The following is a 23589-nucleotide window of genomic DNA, read 5'->3' as shown; positions in this document are numbered from 1 at the left end:
TTCCCTTATTCCACTACTATTTCTTTAGGGGCATCCTGTTTGTTTTCCTTTTTACCCAGGGTCACTTTCAGGACTCCATTATCGTATTTCGCGTTGATTTTGCCTGCATCTACCAGTTCGCTGATAGTGAAGGAGCGTTTGAAAGATTTGAAGCTGAACTCACGGCGTACCTGTTTGTCACCTTCATTCTTTGTTTCTGCTTTCTTTTCCGCGCTGATGGTAATCGCTTTATCATCTGCGCTGATCTTGAAATCTTCTTTAGAGAAACCTGGAGCTACTACGTCGAGTAAGAAAGCTTCCGGTGTTTCCACGATGTTTACCGGAGGATGCGTGGTAAAGTAATCGTTGGTCAGAAAATCATCTTTTACATACTTATTCAATCCTCCATTGAGAATATCTTCTACTAATCCACCAAATGATTTGGGAAGCGGGCTGTGGTTAAATTTAATGTGTGTCATAGTTGCTATAAATTTTTTTAGTGTGAAATCAATTTTTATTGTTTGATAACAGGTACAGATCAAATGGGATACCATGCCGTAAAAACTGCTATTTTGTTAGTAAAAAGGTTACAGATTGTGACATAGTGTCACTTCTATTGTATGTTTTGTGTCAAAAAGTCTATATCTATATCCATTTTTTTACTTTCTGGGTACATATAACTAACTTTGTAAAAAATATAAACAGAAAAAACTCTTATTATATGTATCCAGCGGAACTAGTAATGCCTATGAAGGCGGAATTAACAGATAATGGATTTGAAGAATTGCTGACATCTGAAAGCGTTGATAACACATTACAGAAAGAAGGAACTACCCTGGTAGTAATCAACTCTGTATGTGGTTGCTCTGCAGGTACTGCCCGCCCGGGTGTATTGCTGGCAGTAGCGCACAGCGAAAAGAAACCAGACAGGCTGACTACCAGCTTTGCAGGTTTTGATGGTGAAGCAGTAAGACAGATCCGTTCGCATCTGATGCCTTATCCTCCTTCTTCTCCGGCGATAGCACTGTTTAAAAATGGTGAATTGGTGCATTTCATTGAGCGCCACATGATCGAAGGCCGTTCTGCGCAAATGATTGCAGCGAACCTGGCTGACGCTTTTGAGCAGCATTGCTAAATATTTCAAATTTTCTAAATTCCAATTTAGAAATTCGAAATTGCATCGTACTTTGGTGGTTTGATTTTCCTTTTGATTAAATTCGGCTTTGTTCATAGGAAGATTCAGATCACCAATTTTTTTACGGCTATGTATCCTAATTTATATTACGCGTTCAGAGATCTGCTTGGCTTAGAGATTCCGTTTTTAAAGATTTTCCAGACGTTTGGCTTTTTTGTGGCAATAGCCTTTCTGGGCGGCGCCTATATTTTAACGCGTGAACTGAAACGCTATGAAACACTTGGGTTGCTGAAAGGCGTGCCTGAAAAGGTAGTAACAGGGCTTCCGGCTTCCCGGGGTGAGCTGATTGGAAACGCCGTGGTAGGGTTTATTATAGGATACAAGATCCTGGGGATCTTTTTTCAGTGGGACACCGCTTCGCAGGATTTACAGTCATTTGTATTTTCAGGACAGGGCAGTTTTTTTGCCGGTATCGTGGTGGCCGCAGCTATGGCCGGATATAAATATTACACTAAAAAGAAACAGGCACTCCCTAAGCCTAAAGAAGAAACGGTGCTGGTAATGCCACACCACCGTGTACCGGATATCATTGTGATGGCGGCTATTGCCGGCTTGCTCGGCGCTAAAATATTTCACAATCTTGAAAACTGGAACGACTTTGTACAGGACCCCATTGGGGCTTTGTTGTCTTTCAGCGGACTTACCTTTTACGGCGGCCTGATTGTGGCGGCTATAGTGATCATCAGTTATGCGCGTAAAAAACAGTTCAATATCCGTGCGCTGATCGACAGCGCCGCGCCTGCGCTGATGCTGGCCTACGCTATCGGAAGAATGGGTTGTCATTTTTCCGGGGATGGCGACTGGGGCATTTACAACAGCGCTTATGCGGTGGATACCAATACCGGCCACGCCGTGAAAATGGCGCCTGCTGCATTCCAGGACATAGTTCAGAAAAATGCAGGTTTCTTTCAGCAACAATATGCTACCGTAGAGAAGATCCCGCATGCGGCGTTTGAAAAACCGGCCGCACTGGGCTTTTTGCCGGATTGGCTGTTTGCCTACGGCTACCCGCACAACGTTATTAAGGAAGGCGTGCAGATGGCTGGTTGTGATGGTCCCTATTGTAAAGTATTACCTATCGCCGTATATCCCACACCGTTATATGAGATTATCGTTTGCCTGGCTTTGTTCGGAGTGCTCTGGGCTATACGCAAAAGAATAAAGATTCCGGGCGTAATTTTTGGTATCTACCTGATATTAAATGGTGTGGAAAGATTTTTTATAGAGAAGATCAGGGTAGATACGAGGTATGATATTTTTGGCTTTCATCCCACCCAGGCAGAAATCATTTCCACGCTCCTGGTAATTGGGGGTATTATACTGATTGGCATCTATCGTAAAAAAAGTACTGCTGCAAATAAGCTTTCCTGATTATAGAATATGCAACGTCACTCTTCATTAGTGCCCTTGTCGCACGAGCACAAGCGCCTCTTATTTGTATGCCGCTACCTGAAAAAAGATGCCGCGCCATACGAGGGCTTCCCATTGGAAACACAGGCAAGATTTGAGTATATCATAAAAGTATTCCAGGAGCTGATGGTTCCGCACATTCAAAAGGAAGAATATCTTTTTGAGAAGTGTGCTGGTAAAAATGAAGCGATTGATGCTATGATCCGGGAGCTGCAGGAAGAACACCTGATTATTTCCCGTATGTATAGCACCCTCACAGACAGCAACGATATGGACGCGGCGATGGATGTGCTGGCATGTAGCCTGGAAGCGCATATCCGCAAGGAAGAGCGGGAATTTTTTGAACTGCTGCAACTGGAACTTCCGGATCTCCTCGATGACCTCAAACTGGAAAACCCATAAATGTATTTAACGTGTTATTGCCAGTTTTTGATTTAAGCACTAATTTTTCACTGGAGTTATAGCAGCGTTATGTATCTGTAATATTATCTCAATAATTATCTGAATATCTTATAGCGATTTATCCTTGTTTGTTAGGCTGGTAAATTTACCTGGGGCTATTCAATTTGAGTTATGCGTACGTTTTTTTACAGCTTAGTTGTGTTTAGTTGCTTAACTGTCAGCCTCAAAACCCTGGGCCTATCCAGGGAAGACAGTCTTAGCCGGTACGATAAGCTGGATTCGTCTGAAATAGTGGCTGCTTCCTTTTATTATAAAGCAGGTGAACAAGCGTTAGGGCAGGGTACTATATTAAATGTACCGGAAGGATACCGCCTGCTTGATGCTGTGCAGAGCCGTGTACTGGTGGAGCATTTGTGGGGTAACCCGGAAAATCCGAATACGCTGGGTGTATTGTTGCCGGCCCGGGTAGGACCGATGGATAAAGATTTCCACGGTTTCGTGATTTCTTTTGAGCCTTCGGGTTATATGGAAGAATCAGAGATCCGCAAAATTGATTACACAAAGTTGCTGGCGGAGATGAAAGAAGAGCTGAAAAACGATAACCTGTTACGCAGCGGTAAAGGGACCGGCCAGATTTCCGGTATGGACTGGGCCTTTGCTCCTTATTATAATAAAGATAATCACTCCCTACACTGGGCCCGCGTTTTACATTTTGGCAAGAACGAGCCATCCATGCTGAATTATGAATTAAGATTATTAGGAAGAAAAGGGGTACTCTGTTTTACGGCTATCGGTAAGGTAACGGAGCTGGAGCAGATGAAGCAACAATTAGCCATTGTGGCTGCTGCTGCACGTTTCACGCCGGGAAATGGTTACGCCGATTATAACCCCCGTACTGATCAGTCTTCCCGTTGGGTACCTGCCACCGAATCCGTGGCCAGCAGAATGCTGTCGATTGATAACCTGTTACTTGGTATAAGAAGCACTCTTTCCATGCTGCTGGTAATGTTGTGTATGGCATTGTTTGTTTATGGTATGAACTATTACCATCACCGCCGGAAGTCCGGTTACCGGAAAATCATCAAAGTGGATGAGCACCTGAATTAACAAGGGCTGGCGCCGTTTTCCATCTCCCTGAAAAAATATAATATTTATTACTCACCCTGGAAAGACCTCTTTCCTGTTTGTAAATACCCGCCTTCGTCCTTATATAATACCGGTCATCCTCCATTAACACCGCTATTTTAAATAGCATCTATCCCCGTGCAACATTCCTTTCCCCCAGTCGTCTTTTTAATCGTTCCATAGCTTTTACCATTCATCACTGTCTATAGACCGTTTGTGTAATGCTATGTACTGTGTAATACATAATACCTACTTTTACATCGTAGTAGTTAATCTACTGTAGTAGTTTAACTACTGTAGTATATAAGCTAAGGAACTAAAGAAATCTAAATCGTCAATATTAAAACTCTAAATCACCCTTATATGAAAGCAAGTTTTAAAGCTATAACATTAACAATGAGTATGTTAGTTACTGCTTTGACCTCCTTTGCACAGAATGCCCCAAAAGTAGCCGGACAAATAATCCAGTCTGGCAACAAACCTGTAGAGTTTGCTACTGTAACCTTATTAAAAGCAAAAGACTCCTCTTTAGTAAAGGGGGCCATTGCAGATATAGACGGTAAATATGAATTTGAGCAGGTAAAGCAGGGTAAATACCTGGTTGCTGCGGTTTCAGTTGGTATGACCAAACGTTACAGCCCCGCATTTGAAGTAGCCGCCAGCTCCATAAAAGCGCCGGCTGTAACACTGGAAGCCGCTTCCAAAACCTTAAAAGGTATAGACGTAACCGCCCGCAGGCCATTTGTAGAGCAGAAAGCGGATAAAATGGTGGTGAATGTGGAAAGCAGCATCACCGCATCCGGCGGTTCCGCTATGGAAGTACTGGAAAAATCGCCTACCGTAACTGTAGATAAAGACGGTAACATTTCCATGAAAGGCAAGAGCGGCGTACAGATCATGATAGATGGCAAACCAACCAATATGAGTTCCCAGGATGTTGCCGAGCTGCTGAAAAGCATGCCAGCCACCAACGTTGATCAGATTGAGCTGATAGCTAATCCTTCCGCCAAGTATGATGCAGCCGGCAACGCGGGAATCATTAACCTTAAACTAAAGAAGAACACCAGCTACGGTACCAACGGTAATGTAACCGTGGGCGCCGGCTATGGCGTCTGGCCCCGCTGGAACGGCGCGCTGAACCTGAACCACCGCAACGAAAAGTTCAACATATATGGTTCCGGTAATTACAGTCACCGCGAACAACAGCAGGACCTGAGCCTTTACCGCTCTCTTTCAGATAATAACCAGCTCAGTGTATACGACCAGGTAAACAACATGCATACAAAATCCAATTACAAAGCCGGTAAAATAGGAGCAGACTACTTTATCAGTAAAGGACATACGATTGGCGTGATGGCAGATTTATCCGGCGGCGACCACAAGGATCCCAGCTTTGCCACTACCCGTATAGGCAATGGCAACCGGGTGGATTCTATCCTGAAAACCAATACCAACGACGCTAAAACCTGGAACAGAAATGCCTTCAATTTAAACTACCGCGGCATCCTGGATACTACCGGTAAGGAACTGAACATTGACCTGGATTACGCTAAAAATAAAGATGCGCAACATGCTGCTATATATGCTGTATCCCGCGATGGAGCTGAAAAAGGTTTTCTCGGCAGTGATACTTCCCGTAACAATCAGCCTTCCAGCATCGACATCAAAACAGCAAAAATTGATTATACACATCCGCTGAAAAACCAGGCGAAATTTGAGGCAGGCGTAAAGGTGAGCTTTGTGAAAACAGATAACGATGCACGTTTCGACTCCCTGAGAATGGGCAGCTGGGTGATGGATGAAAACCGCTCCAATCATTTTATCTACAAGGAAAATGTGAACGCGGCATATATCAATTTTAACAAGCAATTCAAAAAAGTAAATGTGCAGGTGGGATTACGTGGAGAACAAACACACATCACCGGTACATCATTATCCACGAAGAATCAGCAGGAGATGGAAGTGAAGAGCGACTCTACTTATTTCAACCTGTTCCCCAGCATGGCGCTGACGTATAAACTGAATAAAGACAACACACTGGGACTGACCTATAGCCGCCGTATCCAGCGCCCGAGCTATGAAGATCTGAATCCGTTTGAATTTTACCTGGACAGGTATACAAAGTTATCTGGTAATCCAAACCTGAAGCCACAGTATTCCAACAACTTTGAGATCACGCATACTTTTAAGGATTTCCTGATCACCTCTGTAGGATATTCCCATACAAAAGATATGATGACCCAGATACTGGAATCTGATGTGGATAAGTCTACCGGTGATACCTCCATTCTGCGGTACAAATACCTGAACGTGGCTAAGGCCGACAACTTTAACCTGAACGTAACGGTACCGATGCCCATTACCAAATGGTGGATGAGCCTTACCACGATGTCGGTGTCTTACGCAATGTTTGAAACAGTGGTAAACGATAACCAGGTGAAACTGTCTTCCGCCGGGTTCTTCGGACGCACCCAGCAAACATTTACTCTGAGCAAGGACTTGTCTGCAGAGGTAGTATTCTTCTATGTATCTCCACAGGTAACAGAGAATGGTCTGTTCAAAATGAAATCTATGTCCTCCCTGGATCTGGGTGTTTCGCAGAAAGTATTGAAAGGAAAGGGATCTGTGAAACTCAATGTAACGGATGTGTTTAAAACCAATTATTTCCGTGGCGACTTTGATAATGCCGGCAGATATACTTCTGTTGCCAGCAAATGGGATGCACGGCAGTTCCGTCTGACCTTTAATTATCGCTTCGGAAACACCAATGTAAAAGCAGCACGTAGCCGTCAGACCGGACTGGAAGCGGAACAAAATCGTGTAAAACAGGGCGGTAACTAAGCCGGGTCTGTTGGGAAGATGGTTTTTTAGGTATATAAGGATGGAAAAACGTAGCCCTTTACCGGGCTGCGTTTTCCTTACCACTTTAACAAGTGGTTTCATCACAGGAAACGGCAGTTTGGTATAATTTGATGTTGGAGAGAGGTGGTTTGCAATAATTTTGAAGAAATTTTTTACCAGGCATTACTTTCATCCTTTTTATATAAATAATTAATAATTAATAAGATAACAAATTTTGCTGTTAATTAAACGGATAAAGTCTCACTAAACCGGAAATTTCCCCGTCAGCATCATGCAACCTTTTTTACAATTACTGTCTTTATAATGAAAGCATCAGCCACTAACTTGAATCAGACGCCACTCGCAGCATATATAGTAGAACGCTGCAAAAAAGGAGATGTCCGTGCATTTCGTGAATTGTACGAAGCCTATTCGGCTGCGATGTATAACATCTGCCTGCGTATGACCAATAATGTGAACGATGCGGAAGACACTTTGCAGGAGGCTTTTATCCAGGTGCACAAAAGCATTCATAAGCTGGAACGAGAGGCCAGTATCAGCGCCTGGATTAAGCGGATTGTGGTAAACCACTGTTTGAATACGCTGCGTAAAAAGAAGGTGTATTTTGAAGATGTGGATGAAGTGGAAGTATCGGCAGAAGAGGGCATTGATGAGGCCCAGTTTACCTGGACCGTTGCCGCCGTGAAATCTGCCATTCATGGTTTACCGCAGGGATACCGGACGGTATTGAATCTCTATCTTTTTGAAGAGTATTCACACCGGGAAATAGCAGAAATGCTGGGTATCACAGAATCTACCGTAAAAACGCAGTATATGCGTGCAAAGGAGAAAGTAAGGCAAATTGTAAAACAGCAAAATGTAACTCGTTAATGCCAGACAATTTTGAAGGTTTTATCCACCAGCACCGGAACGAATTTGAGGAAGAGGGCCCTTCACCGGGGGTTTGGAACGCACTGGAGCAGGAGCTGACGGGCAGGCGTAAAGGAAAGGTGATTTCGCTTTTACAGAAAAACTGGTTTAAAGCAGCCGTAATCGCAGTATTGCTGGCCAATGCAGGCGCTCTTTTTTACTTCACCAAACACCGTCAGCCGCAACAGCAGGAACTTGCCGTGTTAGCGCCTGACATCCAGGAAGCGGGCGTTTACTATACGTCGCGTATAAACGAAAAACTGCAGTTGATTGATGCTTATCCCGATTCAACACTGGGGCTGGATAGCGCTGCCCGTAAGGAACTGGAACTTCGTAACGATACTTATAAAGCACTGGAGAAAGAATTAAAAAATAATCCGGGCAATGAAAGAATCCGCGCTGCTATGGTCCGCTATTACCAGCTAAAGCTGGATCTGCTGGATAAAATTTTGGAAGAGTTACACAATAAACATGTAGCTCCCGGTCAAACAAAAAAACATTATGAAGCTGAAATTTAAGTGCTTGTTATTCCTGCTGCTGCCTTTACTGGCACAGGCCCACAACGGCTCTACGGTTTATAAAAGAACCATTGTAAAGGAGTTTACTGTAAATGATAACGCCACATTAAACCTTTCCAATAAGTACGGCAAAATCATTTTTCATGCGTGGAACAAAAATGAAATCAAAGCAACCATCACGGTTACCGGTTTCGGTAAGAATGATGAACAGGCCAAAGCCATTGCAGATATGGTGGAAGTGAATACCAACCAAAGTAATAACGGCGTGTCGCTGAGCACTTATTACAGCCCGTCGAAAAACAATTCCGGTTGGTTTTCATGGGGAGGGAAAATGGATTCCAAAGACTACGTGAACATTGACTACGATATTTATATTCCGCAAAGCCTGCAGAATTTACTGGTGAAGAACCAGTTTGGCGATGTGATGGCGGATAAATTTAGTTTCCCTGTGACGCTGGAAATGAACTATTGCACCTTTGATATCCGCGAGGCGCAAGACCTTCTCTTCAAAATAAATTATTGTGATAAGGGCAAGGTGGGCAAAGCGGGTAATGTAACAGTGAAGGGGAATTATTCTGCTATCCGGGGCGGGCAACTGGAATCACTGAATGCTAATTCCAATTACAGTGAGTATGTGTTTAGCCGGGTGGGCAGCCTGAGAATTTCTTCCAACTACGATGATTATAAAATAGATGCAGCAGGTGCTGTGTCTGGCAGGGGTACTTATTCAGATGTGCGGTTAAAGGAACTGCAGCAGTCTGTTAATTTGAACATGACTTATGGGGATGTGAAGATAGAGAAAGTGGGCAGTGGATTCAAGCAGGCAGATTTTCAACTCACCTATTCAGATCTGGATATCCGTTTTGGAGCGAGGCAGCCATTGTCGATAGAAGCAAACCTGGTAAACGGGGACCTGGATACCGGCGGGCTGGAGCTGAAGAATGTGGTGTCCAATAAAACGAATTCGACCCTGCGTTATACTGCACATGCGGGGGGAGGAAATGAATCATCTCCCTATATAAAAATACGCGGTGTAAACACGGATGTAAACCTGGGTACGTATTAAACAGATCAGAACGCCATTCTAAAATCTTTTTTAAAATAATACTACACTATGAAACGAATTGCTGCTTACTTCCTGGTTGCGTTGCCATTGTTGCTCACTGCCAGTGTACTTGTTTCCTTTTCGCATCTGAGCGATGAAAGAATAAGGGGAAACGGAAATGTGAAAGAAGAATCCCGGAATGCGTCTGCGTTTACAGATATCAGCACTTCCGGTGTGTATAAAGTGATTATTGAACAGGGGAATACCCACAGTATCCGGGTAGAGGCAGAAGATAACCTGCTGCCTTATATCCAGACAGATATCGCCGGCGACGAGTTAACGATCCATACCAAAAAGGGGTATAACATTCAGCCTACCAAAGAAATTAAAGTATACATCACGCTGCAGAAGGTAGATAAGTTGTCGGCCAGCGGCGCCGGCGGTTTTACCAGCAAGGGAAAGCTTACCAGCGATCGCATCCAGCTAAGGTTCAGTGGCGCGGCTGGCGCCGATCTGGACATCCGTACCCATGAACTGAAAGTGGGTGTTTCCGGGGCCAGTAACATTGTCCTGAAGGGTAATACAGACAAGGCTGATTATGGTATTTCAGGCTCCGCTGATATTTCAGCGCTGGATTTGGCTACTGAAAATGCAAAGATTGGCATTTCCGGTACCGGTAAGGCTGATGTATTTGTGCAGAAGAAACTGGAAGTAGGTATTTCCGGTATGGGAAATGTAAAATATAAAGGAGAACCGAATGTTACCCAGTCTGTATCCGGAATGGGTAAGATCAGCAAGATATAATAACAAGTTAGATTTAGAGTATATAACGGGCAGGTAGTTCTCTACCTGCTTTTTCTTTTTTATATTTGTTGTTCGAATATAAAATTTTTAGTTATGCCGTCCTTTGATATTGTTAGCAAAGTAGATTTACAGACACTGGATAATGCTATTAACACGGTGAAGAAAGAGATCACCAACAGGTTTGATTTCAAGGGTTCACATGTGGAGATTGAGCTGAATAAGAAAGAACTGGTGTTGAATATAGAGGTAGACAGTGATATGAAGCTGGGCCAGGTACTGGATGTGCTGGTAAGCCGGACTATGCGCCAGGGGCTGGACGCCAGTATTTACGACCTGAGCAAGGAGCCTTACCAGAGCGGGAAGGTATTTAAGAAAGAAATACCTGTACGTAATGGTATTAAGCAGGAAGATGCCAAGAAGATAGTGAAGATGATCAAGGACGCCGGTTTAAAGGTGCAGGCAGCCATTATGGATGATATTGTACGGGTGACGGGGAAGAAGATTGATGACTTACAGGAGGTTATACAAAAGGCGAAAGAATCCAATCTGGGTATACCTTTGCAGTATATTAACATGAAATCCTGATTTTTTTACGAATATTCTTTGGGTGTTAAAGAAAATTAGTTAACTTTGCACCCTGTATTTACAATAATTTTGATATGAAACAGGGAATCCATCCAGAAAGTTACAGATTTGTGATATTTAAAGATATGTCAAACGGCGAGAGCTTTTTAAGCCGCTCTACCGCTCCTTCCAAAGAAACTGCAAAGTGGGAAGATGGTAATGAGTATCCGTTGATTAAGTTGGAAATTTCCAATACTTCTCACCCTTTTTATACTGGTAAGAATGTGTTGGTGGATACTGCAGGACGTATTGACAAATTCAACAAGCGCTACGCTAAGAAAGCATAGTTTCTAAGTAAAATATTTTTTTAGAAGAATCCCATCGGCTTATCGATGGGATTTTCTATTTTAGCCCCTTATGGAGCGTAACTATATTCTTTTTGACACGCCCGTACGTGAACTGTTATACCCCTTTACGCATACAAGACCCATTGCAGCCTGCAGAGTAGGGATACTCACTATACAGGAGAAGTGGGAGCACTGGCTGGGTACAGGTATCAGTCATTTCACCGTACCGCATCTGCAGGACAAATTTTCCCTGCTATACAAAGGCAACCAAACCGTTAACATCTTACTGAGTGGACATATACTACCGGACGCCGGACTGGTAGCTGCTATCCGTGAGTTACAACCGGAAGAGGAGTTGTATAAAGACAACGAATTGCTGGCGAAAGCGGTGCAGGGGGAGGGTGCGCCATTGCTGGCTCCGGGTGCCCGGAAAAATTATCCGGGGGAAGTACTGGGAATTTATAAGCCTTGGGATATCTTTGCGCTCAACGATAAAGCAATCAGGGCAGATTATCAGCTGCTTACAAAGGGCAGGGAATCTGCTATCTTATCACACACCAATCAACAGATTAATCATACGGACATTTTCGTAGAGCCAGGCGCTAAGGTAGCGTACAGTATGCTGAACGCCGCTACAGGGCCGATTTATATCGGGAAGGATGCGGAAGTGATGGAAGGCTGTATGATCAGGGGGCCTTTTGCGATGGGCGAAGGGGCGGTATTGAAAATGGGGACTAAAATATATGGCGCCACTACATTGGGACCATATTGTACCGGTGGAGGCGAGATCAAGAACAGTGTGATGTTTGGGTATTCCAATAAGGGACATGATGGTTACCTGGGAGATGCAGTGATAGGGGAATGGTGTAACCTGGGGGCCAACACATCGGGTTCCAACCTGAAGAATAATGTATCTGACGTGAAAGTATGGATGGAGGCGCAGGGAGAGGCCGTATCTGCGGGTAAAAAATGTGGTGTGCTGATGGGTGATTATAGCAGGTGCGGTATTAATACGATGCTGAATACGGGTACTGTGATCGGGGTGTCGTGCAATGTGTTTGGGGGGTATTTTCCGCCAAAATTTGTGGGTTCATTCAGTTGGGGGGATCAGGCCACTTACCGTTTGGCGGAGGCGGTTAAGGATGCCGGCAGCTGGATGGCGTTGAAGGGGAAGGGACTTACGGAAAAGGATAAGCAGGTATTGGAAGCATTATATGCGCAAATAAATCAGAAAGACCTTAAAACTTAATATCACAGTATGAGAAAGAAAATTGTTGCAGGTAACTGGAAAATGAACCTTACGCTGGCACAAGGCGAGCAGTTGATCAACGATATCCTGCAGGCAGGACTGAAACTGAAAGAAGGGCAGGAAGTAATAGTCGCTACTCCGTTTCCTTATCTGCAGAAAGCAAAATCGTTGCTGAAAAACTATCCTGGTTTTTATGTGGCGGCACAGAACTGCTACAGTGAAAAATCCGGTGCCTATACCGGTGAGGTATCTGCTGAAATGCTGCAATCAATCGGTGTTGATTATGTTATTCTGGGTCACTCTGAAAGAAGGGAATATTTCCAGGAAAGCAATGCTATGCTGGCTAAGAAGATAGACCAGGCGCTGGCTAACGGTTTGAAACCTATTTTTTGCTGTGGTGAGCCGCTGGAAATAAGACAGGCAGAAACGCAGAATGCATATGTGGCAAAACAACTGGAGGAAAGTTTGTTTCACCTTACCGAAGAACAGTTGAAGAATGTGGTGATTGCCTATGAGCCGATCTGGGCTATTGGTACCGGTTTAACAGCCAGTTCTGCACAGGCACAGGACATGCATGCGTTTATCCGTTCGCAGATTGCTAATAAATTTGGCCGTGAGGCAGCCCTGCACACTTCCATTTTATATGGTGGCAGCGCGAAACCCGGCAATGCGGCAGAACTCTTTGCCAGCCCGGATGTAGATGGTGGTTTGATTGGTGGCGCTTCCCTGGTGGCAGCCGATTTTGTAGCGATTATAGAGAAGTTGTCTTAAGTAATTGAAAAATACGCAGTTATGATAGCTGCGTATTTTTTTAGTAAATAATGCTAAAAATATTAGTATTTCTGAAAAAAGGTTGTATATTCGTATTGTCATTCTAACAGGAAGAATTAAAATATCAGGTTATGAATACGAATTATGAAATTTCGGAAGAGATATTTGATTATTTGGTGGTAGTAAATCCGGATGCATTGGTTGCGAAAGATGTGACCCGTATCCGTCAGTTTGTAGCAACTGAGTTAAGCGATACGATGATGTCTGCCGCACCGGTTCATGTGGCCTTGTTCAGGTCTGCTTTCCCTGAGCGTTTCCAGGACGATTTTGTTGATATGCTGGAAGAGGTAGCGCGTAAACAGGCTGGCTTTGCCATTTATACGGCAAAGATTGATGCCCTGAGGCATGCGGACGGGCACAACAGTGTTTTCATCAATGTAGCCAACCCCAAGCCACTGATCGATTTACACCGCAGCATTATGCAAACTTTTGAGTTGAAGCCACAAACATTTAAGCCGCATATTATGCTGGCGAGAGGCTTGCAGGATGCGGAGGTAAATATGATCATGCCATTGCTGGCGCAGCAGATTTTTGTGCGCAGCTTTAACTGCCATTGTTTTAGCCTGCTGAAAAGACCGGCGTCCGGTGGCAAGTATGAGCGGGTAAAAGACTTTGTTTTTGGAGATATTGAGCACATGGTAGGTTCATTATTTAATTATGCTGCCGCATAAGCAGTGAACTATAATCTGATTCAGGAATTACCGGATGGTAGATTCGCAGGATTGGTGAGATGTTACGGATAAAATAATTTGTTATCCCCTATATCAATTTTCATCAATGTTTGTTTCCCTCAAGTTAACCATCCTTTCATACTGTTGCTATTGCAGTTTTTCGGCCGCTGTTGCAGGCTGGCTACAGAGCTGTAGTGGTTATTAGATCCGTGGGCAAGCATTTCATAGGTTGCTGCGTATCCATAAATCCGGTAAATCCTGGTTCAGATAATTGTTTGTTTAACCAATTCTTCTTTTTCTGGTATGCCCTGAAGGTTCCTGTCTGTAATTAGTTTTCCGGTTGTTTGTATCTTTGACAAATATTTAGTATGTTTTGAGTGGGAGCTGTATTCATGTGATATAACCCCATCCGAAGAAGACCATTACAGGGAAAATCGTTATAAATTTATGGCAACCAGGACAGTTGTACACAAAGAAATTATTGTGAAGGGCCGTGTGCAGGGAGTAGGATTCAGAGCTAATGCGAAGCGTGTAGCCGATTCAATGCATATACACGGACAAGTTAAAAATCTGCTGGACGGAAGTGTGTGGATACTGGCAGAGGGAACAGCGGAAGAAATGGAAGATTTTATTGCATGGTGCAGGTCAGGACCTGCTATGGCTGCAGTAAAGGAACTGGAAATCACCGAGGGTGATGTACAACATATCAAAGGGTTTACTATCCTTTATTTATAAATCCCTGGTCCGGTAACAGCAGGTGCTTCGTTACCTATGCCAATCAATTGCAGATAAAGCTATCCGTGACCGGCAGACAACAGGCGCAAAGAAATTTTACGGAGCAACGCAACTGAATACAACCGTGAAAATTTCTTTGCGCTTTTGTCATGCATGTTTATTTAGTTGGCGCTGGTGTATTTCTTTTGGAAAGACTTATCCAGTGCGGCTTTTGGAACAACGATCGTGATGGTGTTTACTGCGAAGTAAGCTTCAGATACATTTACGTAGCCGCCAAACGGACTGGAGTTTTTACCCCATGAATTTTTTACCAGGAAGAATGTTTTACCCTTTGGCGATTTTTCGATCCCGGTAATGTGCATCAGGTGATCATCCTGTGTAATCAACTCTTCGTATAGCTTTTGACGTGAATCCTGTGTATATACGGGTTCAGTCATATCAGGATCGATACTATCTTTTTTCAGCGTGATTTCCGGTGAGGTGAGTAACGCAAATCCTTTGCTGCTGGCGAACCCGCGGTTGCTTACATCTGCATCCCATAATACTGTATAGCCTTTTTGCAGAGCGGCTTCTGTAATACCGGTCAGTTCTTTTACGGGCACATTGAAATAAGCGCCGTTGGAGAAATTATCCGGCACTTCAATGATAAAGGACTTGTAGAAAGGATGGTGTGTAAAGGAAGTCAGGAAAACATAGTCGTCTTCATTGAACTTCACCACTTCTTTTGCAAAGCTTTGCGGAGTATATGTTTTGCCGTTATATTCAAAAGTGGCAGGAGCCGCTCCCATGTATTGATCGAGGATACCGGTAAACTGTGATATCCAGTTATCCGGTACCGGAGATACTTTGATGATACTGTCGAGGTATTTTTTCATGGTCACCACCATTTCCGAGTGGTTGTGGACGGTGGCATTTTCTTTTAGTCCGCTGTAAACGCTTTCCGGTTCTATGCCGTAGGCAGCTATGGAATGGATTACATCGTGTGCCAGTCCACCTTCATCGAAGCGGGCGAAGCCCTGGCGGCGAACATAATTTTTGGCTTTTTCTATATAGATATTGCGGGCGGTAAACATTTCAGACAGATCCAGTTCCGGCAGTCCTTTACGTAAACACTCCGATTCTACCATAGATGTAGAGGAGAATGACCAGCAGGTGCCGGTCATACCCTGGTTTTTAACCGGGGTGGCTGCATTGATTTTACCGTTTTCCAGATTACTGATTACAACGCCCTTTTCCTGTGCACCCGCTGCTAAGGAGGTGAACATAGCAAGGGTTAAACAAAATGCTTTCATATGCGATCTCATTAAATTATTAACCTAAAGATAAGCGAACCCGTATAATAAAAAATACCATTACCGTATGAACGGTAATGGTACGGATGCAATCTGCAATAGAATGGCAGTAAATCAGTTTTGTATATCGGAATGATATGAGTTTGCAGAACCTTTTATGATAACCTGTTTTGCCTGCAGGTATTTCTGGTATTTGTTTACCACGTTGTCCGGTTGTTTAACATCATTGATGAACAGTCCGTTTTCATTTTTTTCTATCTTGTAACCTTTTTTTGCGTCCAGGAGCTTGTCTGCGTCCATTTGGGAGATCATTTCTTTATAAAAGGCGGCTCTTTTTTCACCTTCTTTCGCTCTTTCAGCACCTTCTCTTGCTCTTCTTTCACCTTCTTTTGCTCTTTCAGCACCTTCTCTTGCCCTTTTATCGCCTTCTCTCGCTCTCAATTCTCCGTTCCTGGTTCTTTTGGTATTTTCTCTTTCCCTGGCGATATTTTCCCGTACCCTTGCGGCATTGGCAAGTGCTTCCGCCCTGTTTTTGCGGGCTTCTTCCAGGGAGGTGGCAGCATGTTGTGTGGCCTGGCTGGCAGCTTTTAGGCCCGCCTTTGTTTCCTTGCTTACCTTATCGTAGAATTCCTTTGTGTTGATGCCTGCATATGCGGCCTGGAGATTTTTGTTGAGCGCTGTAAAGTCAATGTTCTTCAATGCTTCAGCGGCTTCTTTCTGCGCGGTGCTGATTTTGCTCCAATCAATATTTTTCAGGGCTTTCACGCTTTCTTCCTGTGCCTTACGGGCTTCGGCAGATACTTCATCCCATTTAATATTTTTGGTAGCTTCTGCTATATCCGCCTGTACTTTCTTCATATCTACCAGGTTCAGCTGCTGCATGGCCTGCTGGATGCTTTTTTGTGCTTCCCGGATCTGCTGGCGTACTTCGTCTTTGTTGAACTGGTCGTCGAATTTATAGTTGTAATTAAATGCCTGCGCTTTGCTGGTTGTTGCTGTGTGTTTATTATTCTTATTTACGTTTACCCGTGTATTTACATTGGTGGAAACGTTACTCTGGTCTGTTACCTGGATATCCGAAACATCTACTGACAGATGGCCTTTTAATGGCGTCAGTGGTGCGACCGGTGGCAATGGCGCAGATGCAGGCTCGGGAGTGGGAGCAGTTGCCGGTTCAGTTGTTGGTGGCGCCGGAAGAACGGTATCTGTGGTAGCAATTTCCAGTTGTTCCCGGAATTTGCGGCTGGTTTCATCCGGTTCCACGGCTGCCAGCTTTTTCTGCGGAGCGCTGTCCTTTACAGTCTTTACTTTTGCCGGTTGCTGCTGGTCGCTGTGGTCTTTTCCTTTAGCAGGGTTTAACCATGCAATGGATATAAGGCCAGTGGCGATGATGAGTACGGCTAAAAATTTCTGGCTATAATTAAGATGTTTAGTTTTCATTTCCATGATGCGTTTAATGCGGTGAAACAGATGTTGTTTACTGTTTGCAGCAGCCATAGTAAGCCGGTTGGCGGTAAGGCGGTATTCCTCCAACGCTACCAGTGCATGGGCATATTGCAGTGGTTGTACGGTGCTGGCTATTACCAGGTCGTCGCAACAATGTTCCCTTTCCATACGGATGATTCTGGAAATCAGCCATACAAAAGGATTGAAGAAAAGAATTGTTTCAACAATTGATTGGAAGATATTCAACAGATAATCGTTGCGTTTGATATGCGCCAGTTCGTGCAGCAGTACTGCTTCCAGCTGGGCTTCCGTAAGGTTATTCACCATTGCTACCGGTAAGAGGATGAGGGGTTTTAAAAATCCCAGCATCACGGGAACCTGTACATGCCTGGAGATGAGAAGTTTCACCTTGCGGGGAATCTGCAATCTGGCGGCCAGTTTATCCAGGTGTTTGTCCCATGCTTCTCCCATAGGCTCTATCCGGGTGGTGCGGATCTTACGGAGTTGAAACAGATCGGACAATAGTTTGACGATCATGCCGGCCATACCGGTAATATATAGTGTTACCAGGAAAGGAAAACAAAGTTCAAGGTTGGGAAACAGCCATATCAGCGGGTCCTGGCTGGGATACACTGCGGTGAGATGAACCGGTTCCTGTATAGTAAGCGCACCACTGAAGTGTAATACTGCTTCTCTTGCTTCCTGCAGTCGTTGCACATGCATATACAACGTAGCGAGGAACCAGGTAAAAATGCCCGAAAGCGAGAGCAGCGACAGATTGTATTTTATCCGTGCGCCTGCCTGTGGCCATAGTTTTAATACGATCCGTAAGCAGGCATAGATGAAGAACGCCTGCCACATGGAATGAAGGATCGTCCAACCCAGGGCGCGCACAAAGTCGCCCGTAATAGGTAATACATTCATAGTACTAGATTTACCTGTTTTCCTTTTGTTCTTTTTCTATTGCAGTAAGATATTGCCGGATTTTTTCCAGTTCTTCTCCTGACGACTGGTGATGGCCGAGGGCTTGCATGACCAGTTGAGAAGCCGAACCGCCAAAAACGGTATCTATCATTTTATCCAGTAATTGTTGCTGTGTTTTCTGCTGTGAAATGGCGGCAGTGTATACATGAGTTTTGCTGCTGGTATCGCGCTGCAACAGCTCTTTTTCATGCATGATCTGCATCAGTTTGAGGGTAGTGGTGTAGCCGGCATCTTTCGTTTGAGATAAGATATCATGTATCTCACGAACGGTGCTGGGGCCTTTTTCCCAGAGAACGCCCAAAATTTCCAATTCACTTTCTGTAGGCCGGATCTGTTTCAAAGCAATGATTTATGGATGACGATTATTGTTGTACGAATATCTTCGTAAACAAATGTACGATAGTTTTCGTAATTGCAAAATATCGGGGAGGATTTTTTTTTGCGGATGTTGTCTTTTTCAGGATTACGCTGATTATACTGAAAAAGACAACATCCGCTCAGGCCTGTTCCCTTCGCAGTTGCCGTGTGGTTTTCCTGCTGCCATCTGCACTCCAGCCGGGGGCATCAAAAATATAGTGCGCGGCTTCACGGAAAGAACGGGCATGCCGTATATCCCGCCAGATATCCAGCCATTCGTGGGTGGCGATACGGAAGGGATTATAGGTATGTATATTTTTGGTGAGGCCATATACCGGTCGTTGCTTCTCCGGGGTGAAGGTGCCAAACATGCGATCCCAGATAATGAGGATTCCCGCATGGTTCCGGTCCAGGTAATCGATATCGGAGCCATGATGCACGCGGTGATGGGAGGGCGTGTTGAACACATACTCTATGGGCGCCGGTAATTTATGAATCACTTCTGTATGGATCCAGAACTGGTAGATCAGGCTGATGGCCTGCATGCTCATTATCATCACCGGATGGAACCCGGCAAGCGGCATCCAGAGCCAGAAAGTAAAGGTGCCGGTTAAATTGCCGGTCCAGGTTTGACGCAGGGCGGTGGCAAGGTTGTATTTTTCAGACGAATGATGGATGACATGTGAGGCCCAGAAGAAACGGATACTATGACTGCTGCGATGGAACCAGTAGTAACTGAAATCATCTGCAAAAAAACATAATACCCATGCCCACCAGGTAAAGCCTAATGTAAACAGCCGGAACTGGTAGAGAAAAAGATAGATGCCAAAAATAACAGCTTTGGTGAAGATCCCGATAAACACATTGCCGAGGCCCATTGCAATACTGCTGAGGGCATCTTTGGGTTCATACATATTCTTTTTATCGATTGCTGTAAAAACAATTTCCAGCAGTATCAACAGCACAAATCCGGGAATGGCATATGTTATCAGGTCGGGAGGCATATGTGGTAACTTTCTGTTACGGAAGTTAACGATTTTTTGCCGGGCTTCCCGCGGTGATGGAAGCAAAAATGCAGCGGAGAGAAAATTTCCCCGCTGCATTTTATATTAAAAAACAGGCACTATTTAAATGTTCTCTCTGCGCGGCTCACGGCAGATGTGCCAAACCAGCCCAGGATCCTTGTTTTACCGGAAGGGGTGGTATTGTGTACATTGCTTTTTACGTTTTCCAATACTTTGGCAAATAATCCGCCGGCATTTACCTGGTTATTTACCTGGGTAAGAAAATCGTAGCTTGGGTGGGTGAGGGAAAGCATTCTTACGATGGCCTTTTCATTTGCCTGGAAAGGTTTATCGTAGTCTGTGATGCCTTCTCTTATCGGTAAAATGAACGTGTTGCCATCGGAAACGCCTTCATCGTAGGAGCCATCAACGGAGAAGTTATCTTCCAGGCGTTTGAGCGTATCATTGCGGTAAGAGCGGATCCAGTAATAATCTGTTGCACCGGCCAGGTCCCTGGCGTGGAACTTGGCGTAGTAGCCTTCTTTGTTGCTGATAGACTCCTCTTTTGTTTTGAATTCATAAGAGATAGAATCTATGCTTGTTACTCTTTTGATACTATCGAACGCTTCAAATATTTCACCTTTGAATTCTACATGAAGCTTGTATCCGTGGCCTATAACACCGATAGCTTTGCTGGAAGCGTTGTAAGTGTATTTGTTGTCTTTGAACAGGAATGGATAAGACTCGCCGCTGGTCAGGTCAAACAGGGTGATCTTCGCATCATCGATGATGGGAGCCGGGCTGTTATCCGTATAGGGCACCGACATGGTAAACTTGATGGTTTGTATACCGGTTTCATTGGTAATCCATGCATCCAGTACCGGGTAGGATATTCCTTTCGCAATGTCCAGGTCAATCTTGTCTTCGCAGGCGGTAAAACCTGCAGCAACAGCAAACAATATGAGGAATAATGACTTTTTCATCTGATCTTGAATTTTGGACAATTAGAACTTGAAGTTATATGTGATACCAGGGATAATAGAGCCTATGATAGACATGCGCACTGCTTCCCGTTTGGTAGGATCATCGTCGTTTTGTTTAAAGTAGATGGTGTAGGCATTTCTGCGGGCATATACGTTATACAGTGAGAATACCCATTCTCCTTTCCAGCGTTTCAGCTGTTTGCCTTTCAGTGTCATAGACAGATCCAGTCTGTGATACGCCGGCAGGCGATAGTTGTTGCGTTTCTCGGTACTGTTGTAAGGAATGTCCCAGTCCTGGAATTCCAGCCTGTTATCAGCGAAAGTTCCCGGTGTGCCGGAGGCGAATACCCAGTTGGCCGACAGGGACGTGCGTTTCGTGAAAGTATGCGTTAACACCAGGTTCAGATTGTGGGTGCGGTCGTAACGGTTCAGGAACCATTCATCCATACTGATGCCGGTGGTTTTTCTTTCTGTGCGTGACAGCGTATAGCTTACCCAGCCGGTAGTTTTGCCGATATCTTTTTTTACATAGAGTTCCAGTCCATAAGCGCGTCCCTGGGAAGGCAGCAGATCTGCTTCGATAAGGGGATTCAGCTGCAGGTTGGCGTTGTCAATGTAATCCAGCTGGTTGTCGGTGGTTTTATAAAACACTTCGGCAGACAGTTCGTAGGCATCGTTAGGCGCATTGTAAAAGTAGCCTGCGGTATACTGATCAGACACCATTGGTTTGATATTGTTGGTGCTGGGTGTCCAGATATCCAGGGGAGTAGGGGATGCGGTGTTGGACAGCTGGTGCATGAACTGTGTAGTTCTGCTATAGGCCAGCTTTACAGCGTGTTGGTCTGTAAACGCATACCGGGCGCTGATCCTGGGTTCGAAGTAATAGTAGCCTTTGATCAGGTCATTGCCGTTGTAGTCTTTGCTGCTGATTAATCTTTTGCGGATGCCTGGTGTTGTATCCGCAAAATAGTAAGCAGTTCCTTTGCCGATGAATTGATAGGCAGATAAACGGCCGCCGTACTGAACGCCAAATTTCTTTGTCGGTTTAAATTCATGATCCAAGTATACGGCTGATTCCAGTGCGTGCTGATCGTTAATTTGTTTAACGTGCTGTATGGCGCCTTCTGTGCTGGTACCTGTACCGGGTTTAAAGGTATAATAGATGCCTTGTACCCCAAAATGAAGGCTGTTGGCGGCATTGATGTAGTAGGTGAAGGAAGGTTTTACGCCGTAGTTGATAATGTTGGATGTCCAGTCGTATCCCTGTGAATCTTCATTGGTTGCTTTCTTGGAATCGTTGCTGAACTTCAGGCTGTAATCATACTTACTATAATAAGTAGTGAAGTTCATGAACAGGCGGTTGGTGAATACGTGATTCCATCTTACGGTGGCGGTGCTGTTACCCCAGTTCATGTTTATATCTTTTCCAAAGCCGAAAACGTCTCTGCCGAAGTATCCGCTTACAAACAAGGAGTTATTTTTATTGAATTTGTAGTTGGCTTTGGCGGTGAGATCGTAGAAATTGAGCTTGGTATCTTTCATATCTCCCTTTACAAAAGGTTTCATCAGGATATCTATATAAGATCTTCTGGCGGCCACTATAAAAGAAGATTTGTCTTTTACCAGCGGGCCTTCCACCGCCAGGCGGCTGAAGATGTTACCGATACCGCCGTTTATGTTGAAGTCCTGGTTGTTACCGTCTTTCATACGGATATCCAGTACGGAAGAGGTTCTGCCTCCGTATTCAGCGGGGAATCCTCCTTTGATGAGGTTGAGGCTTTTAACGGCATCCGGGTTGAATACAGAGAAGAAGCCGAGCATGTGGGTGGAGTTGTATACAGGCGCTTCATCCAGGAGGATGAGGTTTTCATCGCTGTTACCACCGCGTACGTTAAAGCCGGAAGCGCCTTCACCAACGGTGTTAACGCCGGGGAGGGTCTGGATGGCCCGCAGTACATCTACCTCACCCATGAAGGTGGGCATCTTTTTCATTTGCTGTATATCCAGTTTGTTGATGCTGGTATTCAGGGTATTAACGGTCCTTTCCTGTTTCTGGCCGTTAACGGTTACTACGTTCAGCTGGCTGCTGGTGGCTTCCATGTTTACATCCAGTGTAACGTTTTTTCTCAGGTTAACGGTTGTTTTATAGGTACCGTAGCCCATATAAGAGAACTGCAGTTCGTGTTCTCCGGCTGGAAGCGTAAGGGAGTAAAACCCGTATTGGTTACTCACGGTACCCAGACTGGTGCCGCTTTTGCCAATGGAAATGCCTACCAGGCTTTCCCCGTTCTTCTTGTCTTTTACATAGCCGCTTACGGTATATCGTTGCTGCTGTGCGGTTGCTGATTGTCCTGCGAGGATCAAAATAAGCAGAGACAGCAACATGGTTGCCTTAGTTTTCATAAAAGTCAGATGCAGTTTTATATTATGTCTGTTGCATTTTTGTAGCATGCATATAAGACGTCGCTAAAATATGTTACCCCTACGGCGATAAATTATTTTTTTAAATCATAATTGTGTTATAACATGATTTAACGAAAAAAGGAAGGCCCGCGCCTTCCTTTTTTAATAAAATGTAAGCCCCTGTCAGTCCAGGATGGCACAGTTAAACCCGAGCCGGGTTACAAAATCTATAATAGTTTGTTCTGTCAATGATTGAGGGCTTACAATACGTAGTACTTTGTCACAGTCTTCCAGGTCTACGCTACAGGCATTTACGGTAAATTGTGCTGAAATGGCGTCAATAACATTGTTTCTATCCTGAACAGTTGTAATATTGGTACGGAATATTCCCAACATAGATTATAATTTTTTTGAGTATTCGGAATATTTTTATGCAAATTTGCTACTGTTATCCCATATAACTGTTACACGAGA

23 protein-coding genes are annotated in these 23589 nt (G+C 44.4%); 15 read left to right on the top strand and 8 right to left on the bottom strand.

The features are described 5' to 3' along the window. Positions 1-5 precede the first annotated feature (5 nt). On the bottom strand, positions 6-458 hold the full coding sequence (locus ACMXI2_RS19290) for an Hsp20/alpha crystallin family protein (protein WP_079473508.1): 453 nt from the start codon (positions 456-458) through the stop codon (positions 6-8). 242 nt (positions 459-700) lie between these two features. On the opposite strand from ACMXI2_RS19290, the gene ACMXI2_RS19285 reads away from it, so the two are divergent. The 15 genes from ACMXI2_RS19285 (at position 701) to ACMXI2_RS19215 (ending at position 14646) form a co-directional block, all read left to right on the top strand. Then, on the top strand, positions 701-1114 hold the full coding sequence (locus ACMXI2_RS19285; RefSeq protein WP_483777707.1) for a BrxA/BrxB family bacilliredoxin: 414 nt from the start codon (positions 701-703) through the stop codon (positions 1112-1114). Positions 1115-1243: 129 nt separating this feature from the next. After that, positions 1244-2545 (top strand): prolipoprotein diacylglyceryl transferase, encoded by a 1302-nt coding sequence (locus ACMXI2_RS19280; protein ID WP_483777706.1) that lies wholly within the window; start codon positions 1244-1246, stop codon positions 2543-2545. 9 nt (positions 2546-2554) lie between these two features. Next, positions 2555-2986: a hemerythrin domain-containing protein gene (locus ACMXI2_RS19275; RefSeq protein WP_483777705.1), complete on the top strand. Its 432-nt coding sequence runs from the start codon at positions 2555-2557 to the stop codon at positions 2984-2986. Positions 2987-3157: 171 nt separating this feature from the next. Next, the gene (locus ACMXI2_RS19270; RefSeq protein ID WP_483777704.1) at positions 3158-4093 is read left to right on the top strand and encodes a DUF2167 domain-containing protein; all 936 of its coding nucleotides are present in this window, start codon (positions 3158-3160) and stop codon (positions 4091-4093) included. A gap of 381 nt (positions 4094-4474) precedes the next feature. Beyond that, positions 4475-6952, top strand: a complete 2478-nt coding sequence (locus ACMXI2_RS19265) for a TonB-dependent receptor domain-containing protein (protein ID WP_483777703.1) — start codon at positions 4475-4477, stop codon at positions 6950-6952. Positions 6953-7276: 324 nt separating this feature from the next. After that, positions 7277-7843, top strand: a complete 567-nt coding sequence (locus ACMXI2_RS19260) for an RNA polymerase sigma factor (RefSeq protein WP_483777702.1) — start codon at positions 7277-7279, stop codon at positions 7841-7843. Continuing rightward, positions 7843-8400: a hypothetical protein gene (locus ACMXI2_RS19255; protein WP_483777701.1), complete on the top strand. Its 558-nt coding sequence runs from the start codon at positions 7843-7845 to the stop codon at positions 8398-8400. The genes ACMXI2_RS19260 and ACMXI2_RS19255 overlap by 1 nt, the downstream gene beginning before the upstream one ends. Continuing rightward, entirely contained in the window at positions 8384-9466 is a 1083-nt protein-coding gene (locus ACMXI2_RS19250; protein WP_483777700.1) for a DUF4097 family beta strand repeat-containing protein, read from the top strand. Before ACMXI2_RS19255 ends, ACMXI2_RS19250 begins: the two co-directional genes overlap by 17 nt. A 48-nt stretch (positions 9467-9514) precedes the next feature. Beyond that, positions 9515-10249 (top strand): head GIN domain-containing protein, encoded by a 735-nt coding sequence (locus ACMXI2_RS19245; RefSeq protein WP_483777699.1) that lies wholly within the window; start codon positions 9515-9517, stop codon positions 10247-10249. 93 nt (positions 10250-10342) lie between these two features. After that, complete coding sequence (locus ACMXI2_RS19240) at positions 10343-10834, top strand: YajQ family cyclic di-GMP-binding protein (protein WP_477026241.1); 492 nt, start codon at positions 10343-10345, stop codon at positions 10832-10834. Between the two features lie 74 nt (positions 10835-10908). Then, positions 10909-11160 (top strand): type B 50S ribosomal protein L31, encoded by a 252-nt coding sequence (locus tag ACMXI2_RS19235; RefSeq protein ID WP_079473370.1) that lies wholly within the window; start codon positions 10909-10911, stop codon positions 11158-11160. Positions 11161-11230: 70 nt separating this feature from the next. Next, entirely contained in the window at positions 11231-12409 is a 1179-nt protein-coding gene (locus tag ACMXI2_RS19230) for a putative sugar nucleotidyl transferase (protein WP_483777698.1), read from the top strand. A gap of 9 nt (positions 12410-12418) precedes the next feature. Beyond that, positions 12419-13180 (top strand): triose-phosphate isomerase, encoded by a 762-nt coding sequence (gene tpiA / locus ACMXI2_RS19225; protein WP_079473372.1) that lies wholly within the window; start codon positions 12419-12421, stop codon positions 13178-13180. Positions 13181-13311: 131 nt separating this feature from the next. Continuing rightward, entirely contained in the window at positions 13312-13911 is a 600-nt protein-coding gene (locus ACMXI2_RS19220; RefSeq protein ID WP_483777697.1) for a 2'-5' RNA ligase family protein, read from the top strand. A 447-nt stretch (positions 13912-14358) separates the two neighbouring features. After that, positions 14359-14646, top strand: coding sequence for an acylphosphatase (locus ACMXI2_RS19215; protein ID WP_483777696.1), 288 nt, complete (start codon positions 14359-14361; stop codon positions 14644-14646). A 161-nt stretch (positions 14647-14807) separates the two neighbouring features. On the opposite strand, the gene ACMXI2_RS19210 is transcribed toward ACMXI2_RS19215, so the two are convergent. The 7 genes from ACMXI2_RS19210 to ACMXI2_RS19180 form a co-directional block, all read right to left on the bottom strand. Further along, a complete protein-coding gene (locus ACMXI2_RS19210) occupies positions 14808-15938 on the bottom strand; it encodes a C1 family peptidase (protein ID WP_483777695.1) in 1131 nt (376 codons plus the stop codon). 114 nt (positions 15939-16052) lie between these two features. After that, complete coding sequence (locus ACMXI2_RS19205) at positions 16053-18308, bottom strand: M56 family metallopeptidase (protein WP_483777694.1); 2256 nt, start codon at positions 18306-18308, stop codon at positions 16053-16055. 10 nt (positions 18309-18318) lie between these two features. Further along, entirely contained in the window at positions 18319-18708 is a 390-nt protein-coding gene (locus tag ACMXI2_RS19200) for a BlaI/MecI/CopY family transcriptional regulator (protein WP_079473376.1), read from the bottom strand. A gap of 157 nt (positions 18709-18865) precedes the next feature. Continuing rightward, on the bottom strand, positions 18866-19729 hold the full coding sequence (locus tag ACMXI2_RS19195; protein WP_483777693.1) for a sterol desaturase family protein: 864 nt from the start codon (positions 19727-19729) through the stop codon (positions 18866-18868). A 119-nt stretch (positions 19730-19848) separates the two neighbouring features. Continuing rightward, positions 19849-20712 (bottom strand): DUF4249 domain-containing protein, encoded by an 864-nt coding sequence (locus ACMXI2_RS19190; RefSeq protein ID WP_483777692.1) that lies wholly within the window; start codon positions 20710-20712, stop codon positions 19849-19851. A 21-nt stretch (positions 20713-20733) separates the two neighbouring features. Further along, a complete protein-coding gene (locus ACMXI2_RS19185; RefSeq protein ID WP_483777691.1) occupies positions 20734-23115 on the bottom strand; it encodes a TonB-dependent receptor in 2382 nt (793 codons plus the stop codon). A 183-nt stretch (positions 23116-23298) separates the two neighbouring features. Beyond that, entirely contained in the window at positions 23299-23511 is a 213-nt protein-coding gene (locus tag ACMXI2_RS19180) for a hypothetical protein (protein WP_483777690.1), read from the bottom strand. Between the last annotated feature and the right edge of the window lie 78 nt (positions 23512-23589).

It is taken from the genome of Chitinophaga sp. G7 BAM 1005, assembly GCF_057126945.1.
This window is presented reverse-complemented; position numbering and strand designations above follow the sequence as displayed.